Source organism: Agarivorans sp. QJM3NY_30 (assembly GCF_050870855.2).
In the GTDB taxonomy this organism is placed as follows: Bacteria; Pseudomonadota; Gammaproteobacteria; order Enterobacterales; family Celerinatantimonadaceae; genus Agarivorans.
In genome coordinates this window covers 1,196,540-1,214,579 of record NZ_CP194038.2, presented here as the reverse complement: position 1 = coordinate 1,214,579, position 18,040 = coordinate 1,196,540, and the positions used below count along the sequence as shown (strand labels likewise).

Annotated in this window: 16 protein-coding genes; 9 read left to right on the top strand and 7 right to left on the bottom strand. The window is 43.8% G+C overall.

Features of this window, described 5'->3' with window-relative positions; translation table 11 throughout:
* Nucleotides 1-277 precede the first annotated feature (277 nt).
* The gene (locus ACRRSX_RS05530) at nt 278-2,110 is read left to right on the top strand and encodes a right-handed parallel beta-helix repeat-containing protein (RefSeq protein ID WP_432454196.1); all 1,833 of its coding nucleotides are present in this window, start codon (nt 278-280) and stop codon (nt 2,108-2,110) included.
* 296 nt (nt 2,111-2,406) lie between these two features.
* Complete coding sequence (locus ACRRSX_RS05525; protein WP_432454197.1) at nt 2,407-3,594, top strand: methyl-accepting chemotaxis protein; 1,188 nt, start codon at nt 2,407-2,409, stop codon at nt 3,592-3,594.
* Between the two features lie 654 nt (nt 3,595-4,248).
* On the opposite strand, the gene ACRRSX_RS05520 is transcribed toward ACRRSX_RS05525, so the two are convergent.
* Complete coding sequence (locus tag ACRRSX_RS05520) at nt 4,249-5,238, bottom strand: transposase (protein WP_432454198.1); 990 nt, start codon at nt 5,236-5,238, stop codon at nt 4,249-4,251.
* Nucleotides 5,239-5,584: 346 nt separating this feature from the next.
* Between ACRRSX_RS05520 and ACRRSX_RS05515 the strand changes: the two genes are divergently transcribed.
* Complete coding sequence (locus ACRRSX_RS05515; protein WP_432454199.1) at nt 5,585-6,064, top strand: GNAT family N-acetyltransferase; 480 nt, start codon at nt 5,585-5,587, stop codon at nt 6,062-6,064.
* Nucleotides 6,065-6,180: 116 nt separating this feature from the next.
* Here ACRRSX_RS05515 and ACRRSX_RS05510 read toward each other — a convergent pair whose 3' ends face one another.
* Nucleotides 6,181-7,023, bottom strand: a complete 843-nt coding sequence (locus ACRRSX_RS05510; protein WP_432454200.1) for a methylated-DNA--[protein]-cysteine S-methyltransferase — start codon at nt 7,021-7,023, stop codon at nt 6,181-6,183.
* 158 nt (nt 7,024-7,181) lie between these two features.
* On the opposite strand from ACRRSX_RS05510, the gene ACRRSX_RS05505 reads away from it, so the two are divergent.
* Nucleotides 7,182-7,655, top strand: coding sequence for a DUF1203 domain-containing protein (locus tag ACRRSX_RS05505; protein WP_432454201.1), 474 nt, complete (start codon nt 7,182-7,184; stop codon nt 7,653-7,655).
* A gap of 204 nt (nt 7,656-7,859) precedes the next feature.
* On the opposite strand, the gene ACRRSX_RS05500 is transcribed toward ACRRSX_RS05505, so the two are convergent.
* Complete coding sequence (locus ACRRSX_RS05500; protein ID WP_432454202.1) at nt 7,860-8,759, bottom strand: LysR substrate-binding domain-containing protein; 900 nt, start codon at nt 8,757-8,759, stop codon at nt 7,860-7,862.
* Between the two features lie 149 nt (nt 8,760-8,908).
* Here ACRRSX_RS05500 and ACRRSX_RS05495 point away from each other — a divergent pair, with 149 nt between their 5' ends.
* The 3 genes from ACRRSX_RS05495 to yjjX all read left to right on the top strand — a co-directional run bounded on the left by ACRRSX_RS05495 (nt 8,909) and on the right by yjjX (nt 11,337).
* Nucleotides 8,909-9,691: an isocitrate lyase/PEP mutase family protein gene (locus ACRRSX_RS05495; RefSeq protein WP_432454203.1), complete on the top strand. Its 783-nt coding sequence runs from the start codon at nt 8,909-8,911 to the stop codon at nt 9,689-9,691.
* A 36-nt stretch (nt 9,692-9,727) separates the two neighbouring features.
* Nucleotides 9,728-10,240 carry a methylated-DNA--[protein]-cysteine S-methyltransferase gene (locus ACRRSX_RS05490; protein WP_432454204.1) on the top strand — a complete coding sequence of 171 codons (513 nt, stop codon included), beginning with the start codon at nt 9,728-9,730 and terminating at the stop codon, nt 10,238-10,240.
* Between the two features lie 551 nt (nt 10,241-10,791).
* A complete protein-coding gene (yjjX, locus tag ACRRSX_RS05485; protein WP_432454205.1) occupies nt 10,792-11,337 on the top strand; it encodes an inosine/xanthosine triphosphatase in 546 nt (181 codons plus the stop codon).
* A gap of 64 nt (nt 11,338-11,401) precedes the next feature.
* On the opposite strand, the gene ACRRSX_RS05480 is transcribed toward yjjX, so the two are convergent.
* Nucleotides 11,402-12,196 (bottom strand): PEP-CTERM sorting domain-containing protein, encoded by a 795-nt coding sequence (locus ACRRSX_RS05480; RefSeq protein WP_432454206.1) that lies wholly within the window; start codon nt 12,194-12,196, stop codon nt 11,402-11,404.
* Nucleotides 12,197-12,720: 524 nt separating this feature from the next.
* Here ACRRSX_RS05480 and rnr point away from each other — a divergent pair.
* Entirely contained in the window at nt 12,721-15,063 is a 2,343-nt protein-coding gene (rnr, locus tag ACRRSX_RS05475) for a ribonuclease R (protein ID WP_432454207.1), read from the top strand.
* Between the two features lie 227 nt (nt 15,064-15,290).
* Here the strand turns inward: rnr and ACRRSX_RS05470 are convergent, their stop codons facing one another.
* Nucleotides 15,291-15,608 (bottom strand): YciI family protein, encoded by a 318-nt coding sequence (locus ACRRSX_RS05470; protein WP_432454208.1) that lies wholly within the window; start codon nt 15,606-15,608, stop codon nt 15,291-15,293.
* 774 nt (nt 15,609-16,382) lie between these two features.
* Between ACRRSX_RS05470 and ACRRSX_RS05465 the strand changes: the two genes are divergently transcribed.
* Complete coding sequence (locus ACRRSX_RS05465) at nt 16,383-16,709, top strand: hypothetical protein (RefSeq protein WP_432454209.1); 327 nt, start codon at nt 16,383-16,385, stop codon at nt 16,707-16,709.
* A 303-nt stretch (nt 16,710-17,012) separates the two neighbouring features.
* Here ACRRSX_RS05465 and ACRRSX_RS05460 read toward each other — a convergent pair whose 3' ends face one another.
* Nucleotides 17,013-17,141: a hypothetical protein gene (locus ACRRSX_RS05460; RefSeq protein WP_432454210.1), complete on the bottom strand. Its 129-nt coding sequence runs from the start codon at nt 17,139-17,141 to the stop codon at nt 17,013-17,015.
* A gap of 347 nt (nt 17,142-17,488) precedes the next feature.
* Nucleotides 17,489-17,905 carry a UPF0158 family protein gene (locus ACRRSX_RS05455; RefSeq protein WP_432454211.1) on the bottom strand — a complete coding sequence of 139 codons (417 nt, stop codon included), beginning with the start codon at nt 17,903-17,905 and terminating at the stop codon, nt 17,489-17,491.
* Between the last annotated feature and the right edge of the window lie 135 nt (nt 17,906-18,040).

The window sequence follows — 18,040 nt, the reverse complement described above, 5'->3', positions numbered from 1 at the left end:
CCAAGAGGCAAAAGTTGCTCGACTCCACATGATTCAAATAATCAGTAGCATTTCATGCCCGAGCTAATTTTCTAATGCTAAGATATTACAAATAGCAAGAGCCTGCGAAATAGCTGTAATCCGTAAGCTCTCGATTAATTTAAGCATCCTGTTATTTGATTGTTATTAGCCGAAGCGATAACTCGTATATACGCCATAGATAGCAGCTAACGATCAAACAACAGAGGCCAACTGTAATCCTTATCAACGGACTAGGTATAAATAGAGGGATTTAAACATGTTACGTACCGTATTCATCAGCTTATTATTATTTGGCTGCGGCTCTTCAAGTATTGCAGTACTCGCGGCAAATTGTGGCAGTGGCGGCGGTGCCAGTGTTTGTTTAGCGGCCAGCCCCAGTGCCGGAGCAATCGCTCTTAATTGGACCATTGAAGGAACCGTAAGCAATCTTCAGCTTTATCGCGATACCGACGCCGACCCCAGTGGCCGAACGCGCATAGCCACCCTAAATACTACAACCACCAGCTATAGCGATAACACCATACAACTCGCCAGCCCTTATTATTACTGGCTCAAATTCACCGCCAATGGTCAGCAGTATAATTCAGCCGTAGCCAGTGCCACCACTTACAATACAGTCTGTGGCGAATACCTGTGCTTAAATGCCAGAGCCAACAACGCAACCATTGATTTAAATTGGTCGAAGGCTGGAGAGGTATCAAGTATCCAACTATATCGCGATACAGATGCCGATCCCAGTGGCCGAGTGCGGATCGCTAGTCTTAGCAATAGCGCACAGACTTATGTCGATCAGGATACCAGCGCGGGAACCACCTATTACTATTGGATCAAATATGGTTTAGCGGGCAGCCAATATAACTCGAATACCGCGCAAGCGACGGCTAGCGGGGCAGCCAGCTGTGCAGGGGAAACCAGCGGCGTTACCGCCAATCATATTTACTACGTATCCCCCACAGGAACCAGCTGGGCCAATGGCGACAGCTTCAACTCAGCCTTAGATTTTAACAGTGCACTGAACTTAGTCGGTGCAGGCGAAATGCTCCTATTGCAAGCTGGCAGCTACAACATTCCTTATACCAGCGGCGTTGCCAATACCATCACTCTCGCCAAATCGGGACAGGCTGGCGCACCAATCAGTGTGGTGGCCGCCAATTGCGGGCGAGCCATCATCGATTTTTCTTTCCCCGAACAGCAATGGGTACAAAACTCCTATGGCTTTGCTTTAAATGGTGATTATTGGTATTTCAAAGGCATTGAAGTGACTCGTGCTGGCTATCAAGGGGTTTATGTAAAGGGCAAACATAATACTTTTGAAAACTGCGCTTTCCACCACAATCGCAATACTGGTTTAGAAATTAATAAAGGGGGAGCCTATACCACGGTGATTAACTCCGATGCTTATCGTAATTACGATCCTAAAAAGGATGGCAGTATGGCCGATGGCTTTGGCCCTAAGCAAACCCAAGGGCCGGGCAATAAGTTTATTGGTTGTCGTGCTTGGGAAAATTCCGACGATGGCTTTGATACCTACGACAGTGATGAAGTGGTGATTATCGAAAATAGCTGGGCTTTTCGTAATGGCGTTGACGTATGGGGCTATGGCGGCTTCTCCGGCAACGGTAATGGATTTAAATTAGGCGGAAATTTTAAGGCGGCCAATAATCGGATCAGCAACTCAGTCGCTTTTGGGAATCCGCTGAAAGGTTTTGACCAAAACAACAATGCTGGCGGGATCACGCTGCTCAACAACACCGCCTATGATAACGGCATTAATTTTGGCTTTAGTAATTCCCTCAACGATGGCGAGACTCACATCTTCCGCAACAATATATCCTTATCTAGCAGTGAGAATATTAGCAATGCCGACCAGCTGGCGAATTCATGGAATGGCGGTGTATCGCTCAGCGCGGCAGATTTTCTCAGCCTGGATCTTTCTTTAGCCACCATGGAAAGAAATATCGATGGTAGCTTAGCCGATAACGATTTATTTAAACTGAAATCAGACAGCGACTTAATCGATGCTGGCGTTGACGTAGGTTTACCCAGCTTAGGCCATGCCCCAGATTTAGGTGCTTTTGAGAAGCAATAAACATCTCGGTAGATGTGGCGAATAGGCCGCATCTGCCGGACAAAGCCACTCGGCTAGCCCCTATTCAATCCTTCCCTTACGACCAACACCCCCAATAAATGAACTTATCCCAGTAAACAAAAATGCTCGAGCTTTATTATCGTTCGATATGACCTGTTTGACTCGATAGTTAGTCAACATCAACGCGCCTTCAGGCCGATGTTTCATCGGTGAAAAATCACTTCCCTTAGATGCTTTGGTAAACCGCATTTGGAATATGAGATCATAGATTGCGATCCATTACTGGTTGAATTTTTATGCGGAATACTATTTTTTCCATCAAGCTGCGCCTGTTATTTCTGATGTTCGTATCCTTGTCAGCCCTCTTCATTACAAACTTCGTGCATTATTCTACAAACATTCAAAATAACTATTTAATCGTCACTCTTGGACTTTGTTCGATTGCCATTATTCTGGCCTTTATTCGATTTTATCTAAGCTTGGTCGCCCAGATCAGACAAGTCCGTCAACAGCTAGAAGAAATGAATCTCGGCAACTTTTCTGTAAAGAGTGAACCTTTCGAAAAGGGAGAATTCGCTAAAATCACCCAAAGCGTAGCCTTGCTCAGAGAAACGATTGGACAAATTTTGTGTGACTCAATGGCTTTACTAGATCAAGCAGATCACGATGGACAAACATTTCACACACTAGGAAATAGTTGTAGTGCGCAAATTCAATCACAACAAGAACAAATGGAGCTACTCGGCTCAGCGATGACTCAAATGTCGGCGACCATTGTGCAAATCGCATCAAATGCCGAAGTGGCCGCCAATAAAACTCAAAACGTAAGTGCCAGCGCTCAAAACGGTAGCCTTATTATGCAAAAAATGGCCGAAGGAACCAAAGCGGACGCGACGCATATTCATTCATCCAGTCAACATGTTGATGAACTTAACAGCGGTGTGATTCAGATTAATGAGATGACTAAGATGATTGAAGATATTTCCGAACAGACTAACTTGTTAGCCCTCAATGCGGCCATCGAAGCGGCAAGAGCAGGAGCCCATGGAAGAGGTTTTTCTGTGGTCGCAGATGAAGTACGAAACCTAGCTAGCCGCACTCAACAATCGACGCATCAAATTCAAAATACCATCCAAAGCCTAAACTCGAAGGCTAAACACTCGCTAGATGCGATGCATATTATTGCCAGTAATGTAGAACAAGCCGTTAACGCTATTAATAATCAAGCGACTGAAATAAAATCTATTTTTTCTGATGTGGTTGAGGCTAGTGACATGGTCACGCAGATTGCCACCGCAGCAGAGCAACAGACAACCGTCACCGAAGAAATCAATACAAACGTTGTGATGATCAACAACTCATTAGCCGAGATTGGCAACGCAGTACTAAAATTAGCGAACCAGAGCACAAGCCAACGAGATGAGTCTCTACAATTAAGAACGCGTTTGGCTCGTTTCAGTCTTAATGTTCAAAAAACCACATGAGGGTAGTTGCTTTGTAATTCACAGAATTAAGGCAGCTTGAGTATCAGCGTCAATATTTTAGTGAGGCTAAAATCGTTTAGTTGTATCCGACCAAAACTGGTTAACTTGATGCGACTTCCCCTTGGCTGGTGTATCGAGTTTTAAACTAATTAGACTAAACTAATTAGACAGCCATTCTAACTATCCAATAAACTAATTAGACAGCCATACTAACTATCCAATGAGCATCTGTCGATGTCATCAACTCAAATCTAAACTAATTAGACAGCCATTCTAACTATCCAATAAACTAATTAGACAGCCATACTAACTATCCAATGAGCATCTGTCGATGTCATCAACTCAAATCAACTTTGAAGAGCTAACTTGTTCTTAAAAACCTTACATACTGGGGCGTTAATCAAAGCTTTAGTCAATGCGAAGCGATTCATGAGGGCGAAAAATAACTAATTAGACAGCCATTCTAACTATCCAATGAGCATCCGTCGATGTCATCAACTCAAATCAATTTTGAAGAGCCAACTTGTTCTTGAAAACGCTAAATATTGGGGCTTTAGTCAATGCGAAGCGATTCACGAGGGCGAAAGACATAGTGATTCGAGATATGCTAAATACCTACTCAGTCGACAAAAAATCAGACTATAAATAAATTACTTACCCAGCATCAAGCCAGCGTTTAACCGCTGCCATGCCTTTGATGCGAAGTTGATTGTGCTCACGCTTGTAGCGCTCTAGCGAGTGACCCGCTCCCACCACACTGGCGAAGTGATGCTCTAAACCCGTGCTCAAGGCTAACCAGCTTTCTTCATCGATTTGTAAGCGCTGTAAAATGGGCGCTTGTGCATCATCGATATACCCACGTTTATCTTCTCTGATAACGCGGCCGGTGAGCTCCACCAGTTGCAGGTAGTCTTGTAGCTCAAAGGGTAAACCTTTAGGCATGGTTTCTCTGGGGTTACCGACAAAAGGCATTAGCGGCTTGGGTTGCTGACCTTGTTTGGCTTGCTGAATGCGCTGTTTGATACTGGTGTGGTCTGAGGTTTCAGGCGTGCTCGCTATATTTGAGCGAACCGGGTTTAAATCCACATAGGCCATACAAGCTGCGAGGGCTGCTTCATCTAAAAGCGCTTGAGATTTAAAACGCCCCTCCCAAAAACGACCGGTACATTGGTCTTCTTTATTGGCAGCTCGAGCAATGTATTCATTCAAATGGCGCATAAACCAGCTTAAATCAAAAAGGCGAGTCCGATAGACTTCAGCTGTGGCGTGAATGGCCTGTAATTGCACCTCACTTAACTTTGGACGTAACTCAGAATTGAGATACATTTGAGTCAGTAAGGTGCCCTGATGCAGAATATGCCAGCGTTCTAACACTTCATCCATGGACCAGGCTTCGGCTTTAGCCTTATCAATGTGCAATACCATATGGGTATGATTACTCATGACAGCATAGGCACAGACATCAATGGCAAAAACCGCAGTAAGTTGCAGCAAATAATCTTCCACCCACTGGCGGCGGTGCTCATAGCTTTTACCTGTGTGTTGGTCTTTACCGCACAAAAAAGCCCGCCGAACACAGCGGGAAACACAGTGATAATAAGGTGTATCCAATAAGCTCACTTGCGACTGTCTGGACCGAGGCATGGCAATAACTCCCTAAAACCAACTATTGATATTTTAGATTATTATCATCATTTGGCTAGTTGGGATGGCTGTCTTGTTATTTTTTTGTTATTTTTTTTATTTTTTGTTCAGCTCACCCTCTCTTTAAGTAAAAAGGTGTCTGGCTTCTTTCAGAAATTTCCTCACGCTCATGCCCTTGCCTTTCACTAGACCTTAGCGTTTAATCATCAGATAGTTACTGGATAGTCAGCCCCTATAGTGGGCTTTCAGCGCATTTATCCTTACTCATTCAGGCGAATTTTCCGCTAACGCTCAACGTAGCCCCATAACTTGGCCTAGTGTGCCCCAATCAAGAGTTTACAATCGTATGAAAATTTCATTAAAACCGATGAATGATGAGTCATTCTCGAAGTATCAAAATATAATGATCCCTGCTTATGCAAATGAAAATGTTCAATCTGGCCGTTGGGATAAATCAGGAGCATTAGAGAGGTCTAAAAACGAGTGTTTTAATCTTTTACCCGAGGGATTAAAGAGCAAAAATAATTACTTATTTGATGTGATAGAAAACACAAGTGGTGATCATGCTGGCTATATTTGGGTTAAAGTTGAAGATCAAGCGAGTAGCAAATCTGCTTTTATATATGACGTTGGTATATATGAAAATTATCGTAGAAAAGGTTACGCAAAATCTGCACTTCATTTAATTGAAAAAGTCGTCGCAGAGCAGGGAGTCACGAGCATAGGGCTGCATGTTTTTAATCAAAACACTGGTGCCCAATATTTATACAATAGCATCGGTTATCAAATGGTTAGTCACAACATGCGTAAAATCATCAAGCCATAATTGGGTTGCCAAAGGGAGCTAGCCCCCTAAATGCGGATCAGAAATAAAAGGGGTCACTGTCTGAGCGGCTAGAATAATCAACAATTTTATATTTAAAAGCAATCACTTAAATAAAATCATCTTTTACGATCAGCTTCCATAGAGAGTAGTTTTGCTTTGCGCTGTCCCCCCCAACGATAGCCTCCGAGCTGACCATCTCCGCGTAGTACTCGGTGACAGGGGATCAATATTGCAATATTGTTAGCACCACAGGCGTTAGCCACCGCACGAAACGATTTTGGTGCATTGATACCTTCCGCGACTTGTTTATACGATACCTGTTGTCCGTCTTCGACACTCATTAAAAATTTCCAGACGCTTATTTGAAATGCGGTACCGCGCAGGTGTAGCGGTAAGTCGGGCTTTGGTCCTTTGCCGGCAAGGTGACTCTCCAGGGCTTCAATCCACAAGTCCAACTCATGAGACATATCTTCAGGGCTTGCTACCAGCTGCGCATTGGGAAACTCACGGTGCAGTGTTTGTAGAAGATGCGTTGCGTCGTCGGCTAAGTGCACAAAGCATACGCCTCGCTCGGTGGCGGCCATCATTAACTGACCGAAGACGGTGGTCCTTAAGGCAAATGAGATGGTGAGGTTTTTGCCCCCGTCACGATAAGCAGAAGGTGTCATACCTAGCTTTCGGTTGACTTGCTCATAGACTCGGCTGGTTGAACCAAAACCCGCTTCAAATATCGCATCGCTGATACCGCCCCCTTTTTTAAGTGATTGCTTTAATCGATTGATGCGGATGGCATTCTGAAAAATCTTGGGCGACACGCCAAACATGGCCTTGAACTTACGTTGTAAGTAGCAAGGACTAATCGCTGCTTGCCTAGCCAATTCTTCAAGATTAAGCGCTTCGTCGGCATCGGTTTCGATTCTCTGAGCAACCTGCACTATACGTGCATCTGTATCGGCCATGATTCTATATCCAAGGGAGCTGTTTGCCCTCATCATATCCCATGGTCTATTTCGCAGCCATCCGATTCTTGCGCTTTCAAGTGCGCAAGAATCGGAGCGTATAACTTAATTTTTCCTCGTAAGCTGTTCATCAATACATTGATTACAAGGAATAATTTATGGCGCTTATTACACCAATACGTCCCGACTTTTTATTGAAAGCACGAAATGCAGGGCTCGACGATCAAAACCAAGCGGTCGTATTTAAAATTGCTGAAGGCGGTGAGCCATGTCGCGATATTTTACGCAGGGCCCGTGCTGGGGAAAAAATTATTCTTGCTAGTTATTGTCCGTTCGGCGCTCCCGGTCCCTACAAAGAATATGGGCCAATTTTTATTCGTGCTCAAGCAAGCGATGAACAACCAGATCTGACTCAACTCCCATTGCCAAGCGGCAAAGATACCGACTACTTGGGGCAAAACTTTGTACTAAGAGCCTACAATCGCGGCGAAGAAATTGTAGATGCCGAACTGGTTAGCCCAAGTAACGCTCAGCTCGTGCTGGATAATTTTTTATCCAATCCTGTTGTCGAGTTTGTGCTGCTAAGATTTGCGGCATATGGATGCTACGCCCTTAAAATTGAACGAGATTGACAGGCCCAAGAGCAACCTGACGACAAAAATAAGTCATCGATACCATCTATATATGGAACCTAGATTTAAGCCCCATCTTAAAAAAGCTTTTTGATGGGAGCTTGGTAATTTTTGAAGTTTGATGGCTTATAGATGTATGACAATAAAAAAGCCAAAGCCTCATAAATTGAGGGTACCTGGGTGGCTATTAAGCCCCCAACTCGTTTAATTGCTGGTTGGCATCTCGGTTGCTAACCACGCCATAAATACTTTTAAACGAGCTAATTTGGAAGAGTGCGGGTCATAGACCATATAGCGCTTCACTGGGTAAGGATGAGCAAGTTTAAAAGGAATCACTAGCTCGCCAGAATCAAGCTGACGCTGGCATAAATAAGGCACTGCTAGCGTAACACCATGACCATTTACAACCGCGTTTAACGCCATATCGGTGCTTGTTACCTTCGTCCATTGCTTATGCTGTTCATACTCCGTAATACCGATGTGATTAAACCAGCTTTTCCAATCATAAGCGCCTGGGCTTTCCAAAGTGACAAGCCAAGTAGAAAGCAGATCGATAGGAGAGTTTAACGGCAGTTTTTTCGCTAATTGTGCAGAACATATTGGATATACATCTGTTTGACCCAAATAATCACACGCAAGACTATCTGGCGTATATTCAGCGACTTTACTGCCAAAACGTATAGCCAAGTCAATATGTGCTTGTTTCAAGTCTTCAAAATGAGGAGAAGACACAACGCGAATTTGTATATCTGGATACTGCTCAGAAAAACACTGCAATCGTGGCATAAGCCACAGCGAGGTAAAGGCTTGGGTTGAGCTAATCGTAAGTTCACCAGCGATAACTTCTTGGCGAACTTGGCTTAAACCTTGATTGATAATCCCGAGTGCTTTTTGAGTATGTTCGAATAATAACTGTCCTTGTTGACTTAACACCATCTGTCTGCGTTTACGGATAAACATGCGCCCGCCTAGCGCCTGCTCCAGTTGTCGCATTTGTTGGCTAACAGCCGCTTGAGAAATACACAGCTCAGTCGAAGCTAAACTATAGCTTTTATGTCTGGCTGCACATTCAAATGTGACTAACAGATTGATATTTTTAAACAAAACAGATAAACCCAGGGTTAACGGCAGCAGGTATTATAAGCATGACTTATATTATAAGTCGATTCATATTGTTGGTACACATTCTCATTTTTCTGAATAATCACCTACAACAGCATCACGATAGCGACCACCAATAGAGGATATGTAAGATGCAAGAATTTAAACTTCTGCACCAACAAGCGCAGCCACTTTTAATCGCAAATGTGTGGGATGCAATCAGCGCAAAATGTGCACAAAATGCAGGATATCAAGCTTTGGGAACGTCCAGTGCCGCTATCGCCGGCCTGCTGGGCTACGAAGATGGTGAAGAAATTCCTTTTAAAGAATTACGATACATTGTCTCGCGTATTAAAGCAGCGAGTTGTCTTCCGTTAACAGTGGATATTGAAGCGGGATTTAGTCGAGATCCTAAAATCATTGTCGACAATATTCAGCAATTGCTTGAGCTTGGTGTTGTCGGTATCAATATTGAAGACAGTCGAGTCGGCTCAGACAGAACCTTGGTTGATACCAGTGAATTTACCAAGCTACTCGCTGCTATTTGTTATCAATTACAGCAACGTGAGATAGATGTATTTATTAATGTACGATGTGATGTCTTTTTACTAGGTATAGATAATGCCGTTGCAGAAGCAGTAAAACGAATAGCATCTTATCAAAGGACTGGAATTCATGGACTATTCTTTCCTTGCCTGAGCCAAATTGATGATATCAAAACAATCGTCAAAGCTGCGTCACTCCCGATCAATGTAATGACAATACCTGAATTACCTGACTTCGAGGTATTAGCAAGTTTAGGAGTGAAACGTATAAGCATGGGTAACTTTGCCCATCAAGCTATGCATAAAAGACTACAACACCAATTACTTGAGATAACAGAAACAGGAAACTGGCAGTCTTTATTTTCTCAAGAAAAACAGCTGTCGATGTGACTTTAGCTATAGCATTTTGTTTAAGGGGCAGACACCGTGCAACAGATCAATATTCAGTATTTCAAACATCCTTATGCGGAGTTTCTTCTCGGTTCGTATCAAGGTCAGCTTTGTTTGTGCGACTTTCGATATCGCAAAATGAGAGCGTCTGTTGATAAACGCATTCAGCTTGGTCTGAATGCATCATTTACAGAACAAAACGACGATATTTTGGAATCAACCAAGACTCAGCTTGAACAATACTTTCTTGGTGAACGTCGCGTTTTTGATATTCCCCTATTGCTGATAGGTACAGATTTTCAAAAGTCGGTATGGGGCGCATTAGAAAAGGTGGAATACGGTCACACCGCCACTTATCAAGATTTAGCTCGTTCAATTGGAAATGAAGCGGCAGTGAGAGCTGTCGGTAATGCAAATGGCGCAAATAGTTTGGCGATTATCATTCCTTGTCACCGTATTATTGGTTCTCAAGGTACGCTGGTAGGTTATGCTGGCGGATTGTCATTAAAAAAACGTCTTTTATCGTTAGAGCAAAATCTCTTCATTTAGCTTAAAACGCTACGAATAACAAAGCCTCTGTTTACATAAAAAGCATCCGGTTTGCTTAATCCCCGCCACCGTAGTGTCCTTGCCATTCGCTAGTCGCCAGCGTTTAATCATCAAAGTTTTATTAAACGGTGACCTTCCTACAGAGAACGTTCAAATAAAGGGGGCAGATACATTTTATCTGTCTGAGCGGGATGTTTGCGCCCCCCTGCTCTGCGACCGCGAATGCCTCGTTACTCTTCGCCCTGTAAGCATTTCCATTTCCTGTTTATAGATATAAGCCCTGTTATTCTAAATTGCTCACCACCGAACGAAGCAGGAAAAGATAATAAAGCCGCTTAACCCGCAAGAGCTTTAGTCACTTAAATTTCTTGCCGTATTTTCTACTTCCGTTTTATACCAGCCTTAAAACTTGTTGATCGATCCCCCCAAGCAGTGATCTCACCAATACGGTTTTCATCGTATCAAGCCGCTATCTCATCACCAAACAGTCATTCCGCAGCCGAAGCAAGCTGTGTTAGCATCACCCTATAAACCCTACCAAGGAATCATAGATGGCGAATAAAACACTTAAAGTGATTGTAGGCTCACTTAATCCGGTAAAAATTGCTGCCGTTAAAGAGGCCTTAGCGCTTTATTACCCGGAGCAGCAGATTGATTGCCAGGGCATGCATGCCCCTTCTCTGGTTGCAGAACAGCCCATGACCAGCCAGGAGACTCGCGATGGAGCAGTGAACCGACTTCGCTATTGTCAGCAACAACAAGATGCTGATTTTTATGCGGCCATCGAGGGCGGTGTCGATTTGTTTGAAGATGGTCCAGCTACCTTTGCTTATGCGGTGATTGCCGATCGACAACAGATGTCGGTGGGACGTGGGGCCAATATGCCCTTGCCTGCGTCGGTTTATCAAGCTCTTGCTCAAGGTGACGAACTCGGCCCGTTGATGGACAAGCTTTTTAATACCACCAACATTAAGCAAAAAGGAGGGGCAATTGGCCTGCTCACCAACGGATTAGCGACCCGCCAAGGTAATTATACTCACGCGCTGATCCTCGCTTTAGTAAGCTTTGCTCATCGTGAATTATTTAGCAACGAATAAAGTGAAGCTGCCTACCCGCTAGCTAACAGAGTGAATGACGGTAGGCAACCACTTAGGCGTTTAGCTAGCTTTTCGCTGGACGCCGAGTAAAGCCAAGGCCGATGAGGCCCGCCGCCATTAACCAAGCACTGGTAGGCTCGGGTACCGTGCTGGCAGGTTTGAAGTCGACTAAGTACATCATATCGTCATAGTCATCATCGCCTAATACGCCAGCTGATTGAAACTCATAGGGAAGGTCTTCCCAACCAATCAAAAAAGCATTGCTAAAACTGTATTCCAGCACTTGGCCACCAATTTCCAAGAATTTAGTGATGCCGTTAAGCTCCGGCATGGCAAAGGTCATCATATGATCCCAACCGCCATTGAGCTGATTTTCTGAATAGTAAGTGGTTTGGTTATAGGGCCCACCTTGCTCTAAATACCACGCAAACTCGCCGACCAGATCAAACGCTGCACCGCTAAAAGGATTGAGTGAAGAGCCATCACCAGTAAAACCAAACTGAGGATCGGAAGGCAATAAGGCGAGCTTATCTTGGCCTTTTCCCTTGTCGGTATAAACCCCCAGAGTATTGTAGTTCCCTGCCGTTAAGCCGATTAAGGCAATGTTATGCTGCCCCTGACCAATAAACACTTGATCATCGGCAACAAAGCGTGCGTCGAGGTCGGCATTACTGGTATAAGAGGTACCCAGCAATACATTTGCGGCATCAAATAGATCTGGCACACCATCGTTATGATCGTTCGCGGTGGGGATCCCATTGGCCTGACCATTATAGTGGTCATTTAGCACATGATCGGTAAATGGCATCGCCTGAGCACCAAAGTGCAGCAGCGACAAGCTGATTAATATTTTTTTCATAAAATTCCCGGATGTATTATTTATATTTTTTATTGAACTGTTAGCGCTGGTGACAATAACGTCACTAATTTTTAAGTGCCACAAGCAAGTGTTCGATTTGTGAACACAGGCTGGCTTGAGGTTTGAAAGCCGCAAAGCGAAACAATAGGTTGACAATTTTCTACAAGTGTATACAGTGGCAAACATTAGAAAATCAGTCTATTTTTTGAACTCTGCTTTGGTTGCCTTCATTTAACCTTCGTTCCGTCGTTTTAAATTCCAGCTTGTTTTTCCAATTGAGAGCATCGACTCTGCAACATGGTTTGTCACCAAAACGTCATACAAACCACTTATAAGTCAATGCGCAACCACTCTTGCTCGCCAGCCTAATTTTACTCGGCGTAACAGCCGCAAGAGACCATTTGAGCGACTCGCAACGCGAGCGCATTTAGCCTAACAACCTTGAGAGTTATATCTGAACTGCATCAACAGAACATTTCATCTAGTGCAAGGTTATTGGCCCCGAATTAAAGAGAGCAATAACGATGAGTCAAGACTCAAACTCAGCAACTAGCAAATCAGCGCAGCAATATGCGAATCCAATCCCTGATCGCGAAGCGATCATCGCCCTACTCGACCAACACGGTGAAGCCCTCACTCGCGAAAAAATCGCCAGTGCATTAGGGCTCAGTACCGACGATGACTTAGAAGCACTGCGCCGTCGCTTAATCGCTATGAGTCGTGATGGGCAGCTTCACAGTGATCGTCGCCGAGCCTATTGGCCGGTGGACGACAGCGAACTCGTCACCGGTACGGTGATTGGTCATAGAGAAGGCTTTGGCTTTCTAAAATGCCCTGGGCGCGACACTGATTTTGTGCTGCATAGTAGCCAAATGGCCAAGGTATTTGATGGCGATGTAGTGCAAGCTTTACCCAATGGCTTTAATAACCGAGGTCGCGAAGAAGCTCGCATCATCAAAATCCTCGAGCAAAATACGCACCGCATTATCGGCTGTTTAAAATCGCAAGATGGCCAACACTATGTTGAACCAGAAAACCAGCGGATCACCCACCGTATTGAAGTGCCTGTTGCTCAACTCGCCGGTGCGAAGCTGGGTCAATATGTGATGGCCGAGCTTATTAGCTATCCCTACAAGCGTAATAACGCCATGGCAAAAATTACCGAAGTAATCGGTGACCCTATGGCACCCGGTATGGAAATTAACGTGGCGATCCGTAGCCATGAGATCCCGCATATCTGGCCAAAAGTGGCGCTAGAGCAAGCAAAACAAATGGCCAGTGAAGTGAGCGAACAAGACAAGCGCCATCGTGTCGATCTGCGTACCACCCCCTTTGTAACCATTGATGGGGAAGACGCCAAAGACTTTGATGACGCCGTATTTTGCGAACCCGCAGCCGAAGGTAGCTGGCGTTTATTAGTGGCCATTGCCGATGTATCGCATTACATCCACCCAAACAGCCCCTTAGACGAAGAAGCACAAAAACGCGGCACCTCAGTGTATTTTCCGGGGCATGTGGTTCCGATGTTGCCAGAAGCCATCTCCAACGGTCTGTGCTCATTAAATCCGCATGTGGATCGCCTCGTCATGGTTTGTGAGATGAATATTGACGCCACTGGCCAACTAGCTAACTATCAATTTTTTGAAGCGGTGATCCACTCTCACGCTCGGCTCACTTATAGCCAAGTGGCTTGTATCTTAGAACGCAGTGACAGCCGCAAAGGTATCCGTTTAAGCGAGCACTATCGAGCGATACTGCCACAGCTACACGACTTACACAGCTTGTACGCAGTACTACGTGAGGCTCGAAATGAGCGCGGTGCCATTGACTTTGAAACCCAGGAAACCAGCTTCAAATTTGATGAGCAACGAAAAATAGAACAGATCGTACCGGTGGTTCGCAACGACGCTCACAAAATAATTGAAGAATGTATGCTGTGCGCCAACGTCGCCACTGCTCGCTTCCTAGAGCAACTCAAACTGCCAGCCTTATACCGGGTTCACCAAGGCCCTAAAGAGAAGAAACTCACCAGCTTGCGGGCTTTTCTTGGCGAACAGGGGTTACAATTGGGCGGTGGCGAAGCCCCCACCCCTGCAGATTATAATCGCTTACTAAACAGCACCAGTGAGCGCGCCGATGCGCAAGTGATCCAAACCATTCTGCTACGTTCAATGAGTCAGGCAATATATAGCCCCGAAAACCAAGGTCACTTTGGCCTAAACTTTGACGCCTATGCGCACTTTACGTCGCCCATTCGTCGCTATCCCGACCTATTGGTCCACCGTGCGATCCGCTCGGTGATCCGAGCCAAAGAGAGCGGCGGTTTACTACGCCGCGCCTTAAAAAGCATGAGTGGTAAAGGCTTAGATCCCGTTCGCCGTATTGCTGGCGCACCTAGTTCGGCACCAAAGGTCAACTATCCCTATCAAACGGAGCAAATGTTGATCTTAGCCGAGCATTGCTCGCAAGTCGCTCGTCGTGCCGATGCCGCCAGCTGGGACGTAGATGCCTGGTTAAAATGCGAATATATGCAAGACCGTGTGGGCGAATGCTTTACCGGTATGATCAGTGGCCTGAACAACTTTGGTTTATATATCGAGCTGCAAGACAGCGGTGTCGAAGGTGCGCTGCATGTTTCTGCGCTACAAGGTGATTTCTATCATTTTGATGCCGCTAAACAGCGTTTAACCGGAGAGAATAGCCGTAAAAGCTATGCCATCGGCCAACAAATCCAAGTGAAAATAGCTCGAGTCGACATGGAGCAACGTAAGATTGAACTGGTGCTTGCCGAACAACAAGGCCAAAGTAACAAGCGTAAGTCGAAGGCCAAATCGAAGGCAAAAACCAAATCGATAAAAGCCGCCTAAGGCGCTGCTTTTCTGCATATTTTGGGGTTACGCTGATCACTAAATTAAGCGTTCCCCCAGTCCTCTGACGCGAGTCATTATCGCGTTTAGCCGTGGGCGCATGGCACCGGAATCTTGCACCTCACTGAAAAAAGTATTCAAATGCAGTCGAGATACGCATTTGAAAACCAGAATTTAATGATTAAATTTTGACTTGAGAGCTTAAGCCAAACAATCATACAAGCGCATTAATTTCGTTTTTCTTCTGTCTGTGGATGACTCGTAAGCCAATTGTTATCCGCATTTGCTTCAATCAATTCCTTAATTTCGACCGTTTTATAATACCCGTAATGTACAAATGGATCTTGATTTACAAGCGCCGTTGCCTCTTCAATGTTCTGCACCATTAAAATTTGAATGGCTGAATCATTGTCGGTAAAAGGTCCGCATAAATGAAGCTTGCCTGATGCATCAAGTTGCTGTAAATGCTTGATATGTGCAAGTAACAATTGCTCACTAAAAAGGTCTTTATTTTTATCTGAAAGAAACGCCACAAATTTACGCAATTGTTATTCTCCGACCTGTGGTTAAAAATTGAGGTATTGCCAGCCCTTATCAGCGAAATAGTTTGCCTCGCCAATCCATCCACTCTAGACGCTTGTATGAAGCATCGCTGCGAATTGGAATCTGAGCCAGTGTATCTTTTAAAACTATCCCCATCAACCCAAAACAAAAAGAGCAACACCGATGCTGGTTCAGAGACTGCCGTATAAATATAAATTAATTCTGTAGTTACATTTACAGTATGGAAATGATTCATCGTTGTCGATTCGAAATTGTAATTTTATTCAGAACCGTACAATGGGTTTTCCCATTGATTTAACGAGTCAGCGGGTGAATCGCCAGTAAAAAATAACACCCAGTATCTAAAATCATCCCCTAATCCCACGTATTAGCTAATTTTGGGGCCATGATACTGCATTAGAAAAACTGCTAGCCGATAATTTCAATATCTTGCGCGGCGCACCATTTCCGCAAGGCTAATTCAGTATGCTCTGCTTCAAATTGATACCATGCTTCAATTTTTTCGGCGTGTTCCAGCACAAAATAAACAACGATATAATACTAGTTAGGGCAAGTCCCAACTTAACCTTCATAATATGGTCGGCAGCTACTTGAAGTGTTACACTGGCACAATTCAACATAAAGTCGCAGTTATTATGCGGTATTTTAAGGACTTCACTTTACCATTGAAATCATTCTTTTTACTGTCGTTACTTTTGTTAGTATCTTGCAATGAAGAATCTAGACCGAGCATAAAGCTCAGCGGAGATGAAGCAATGCAGCTACAACTTCTTTTTGAAGAAGAGGGAATTTCGTTTGAAGTCGATCAATCTGGTACCATAACATACAGCTATGAAGATCAAGATATAGCAACCGAACTAGTCTTAAAAGTATTCAACGAAAGAGAAAAAGCTAATACTCCTAGTTTCATATTTGCTGAAAAATCAGTACTTGAAGATTTCATTTCTTATTATGAAGCAGCAGGAGTGGATCTTGACTCACTCATATATGTAGAAGAACGCTCGCTCACTTGGAAAGAAGGCAAAGCGTCTGAAGTTAAAGGCTTAATAAATAACTACTTCAATGCAGAAATATTAAAGTAAGATCTTGTAACAAACCCAACACAGAAAATAAGCTTAACCTGCAGTAAAGAATTCGTCGAAATTTACTAGTAGTAACTGTTAAGGTCGCCCCTTTTAAACAACACCAAGATACCTCCGTAACTCAATTCTACATGCAGGTGTACCACCATCCCTTAATGCACAAGCACCATATTCAGTTGTGACAGACTCTAAACGTTCAGGAACTTCACGAGAATATTTATTTTCTATAATAGAAATTATATAATTATTCCCTACCTAATGTTCAGACTCATCAAATTCTGTAATAATTTTATATCCTCACATCTATTTTTTGCAGTAACCAATAAAATCAGGTAGGCCAACCGCCACGCTAGGGTATGGAACTTTAGAAATATCGAGTGCAAAATCAGTCAGCCAAACATAAATCAAAGAAAGACTCAAAACTACCGTCATTAATTCCACTCTCCCTAACAACCCAAACTACATAATTAGGATTTTTAGACAAGCGACTTACTAGTTCCTCATTTTCCAATAAAAATTTGTACCCACTCTTTGTTGAGACAACTAAACGACTAATTTGATCTCAAAATCGACCAACAAAGGCACTTTTGCAAGGAGGATGGGCTTCATAATAAAGACCGCTTTCATAATTTATACCTATATGGCCAACTTCATTTAGACCATTAATTAAGCTTGGCCTAGTACCATAATAACCAAATAAAAAATAACTAAGAAAAGAATAATATTTTTATCATAGCTACCACTAACGAACGAAGTATGGGCATCCATGATAAAAACTGCTAGCCGATAATTTCAATATCTTGTGCAGTGCACCATTCCCGTAATGCTAGTTCAGTATGCTCTGCTTCAAATTGATACCATGCTTCAATTTTTTCGGCGTGTTCCAGCAATGCTTTGAACCTTGAATAGGCGCCTTTATGTCGAAAAATCGAACGGACACGGTCATACTCTGACGGCAAGTATTGCTGCACAAAGTCAAAAACCAGCTCGGTACCTAAAGCTAGGTCATTCTTATCAGGAATCGCTAGATATTTCTCATCATCAATATCATCGGGCAACGCCTCTTCGTTATCGCCAAATTCAGAGTAAAAATAGCTTTTACCAGATACTTTGCAAATATATCCTTGATGTTCGAATGGCGAGCCAAAGTTGACCAACTCAAACAAATCCAAGATATCACTGAACTTAATCGCCATTCTGTTCACCTCCTGTTTTCTATTGAGCAGCTAAGGCCTTTACGAGGATAACATAGCTTTTTTCGCGAAACAGAGGATACTGCGTAAAAATTATACAAGAAGTATCCAACCACGCTTGCAGAAACTGGCTTTAGC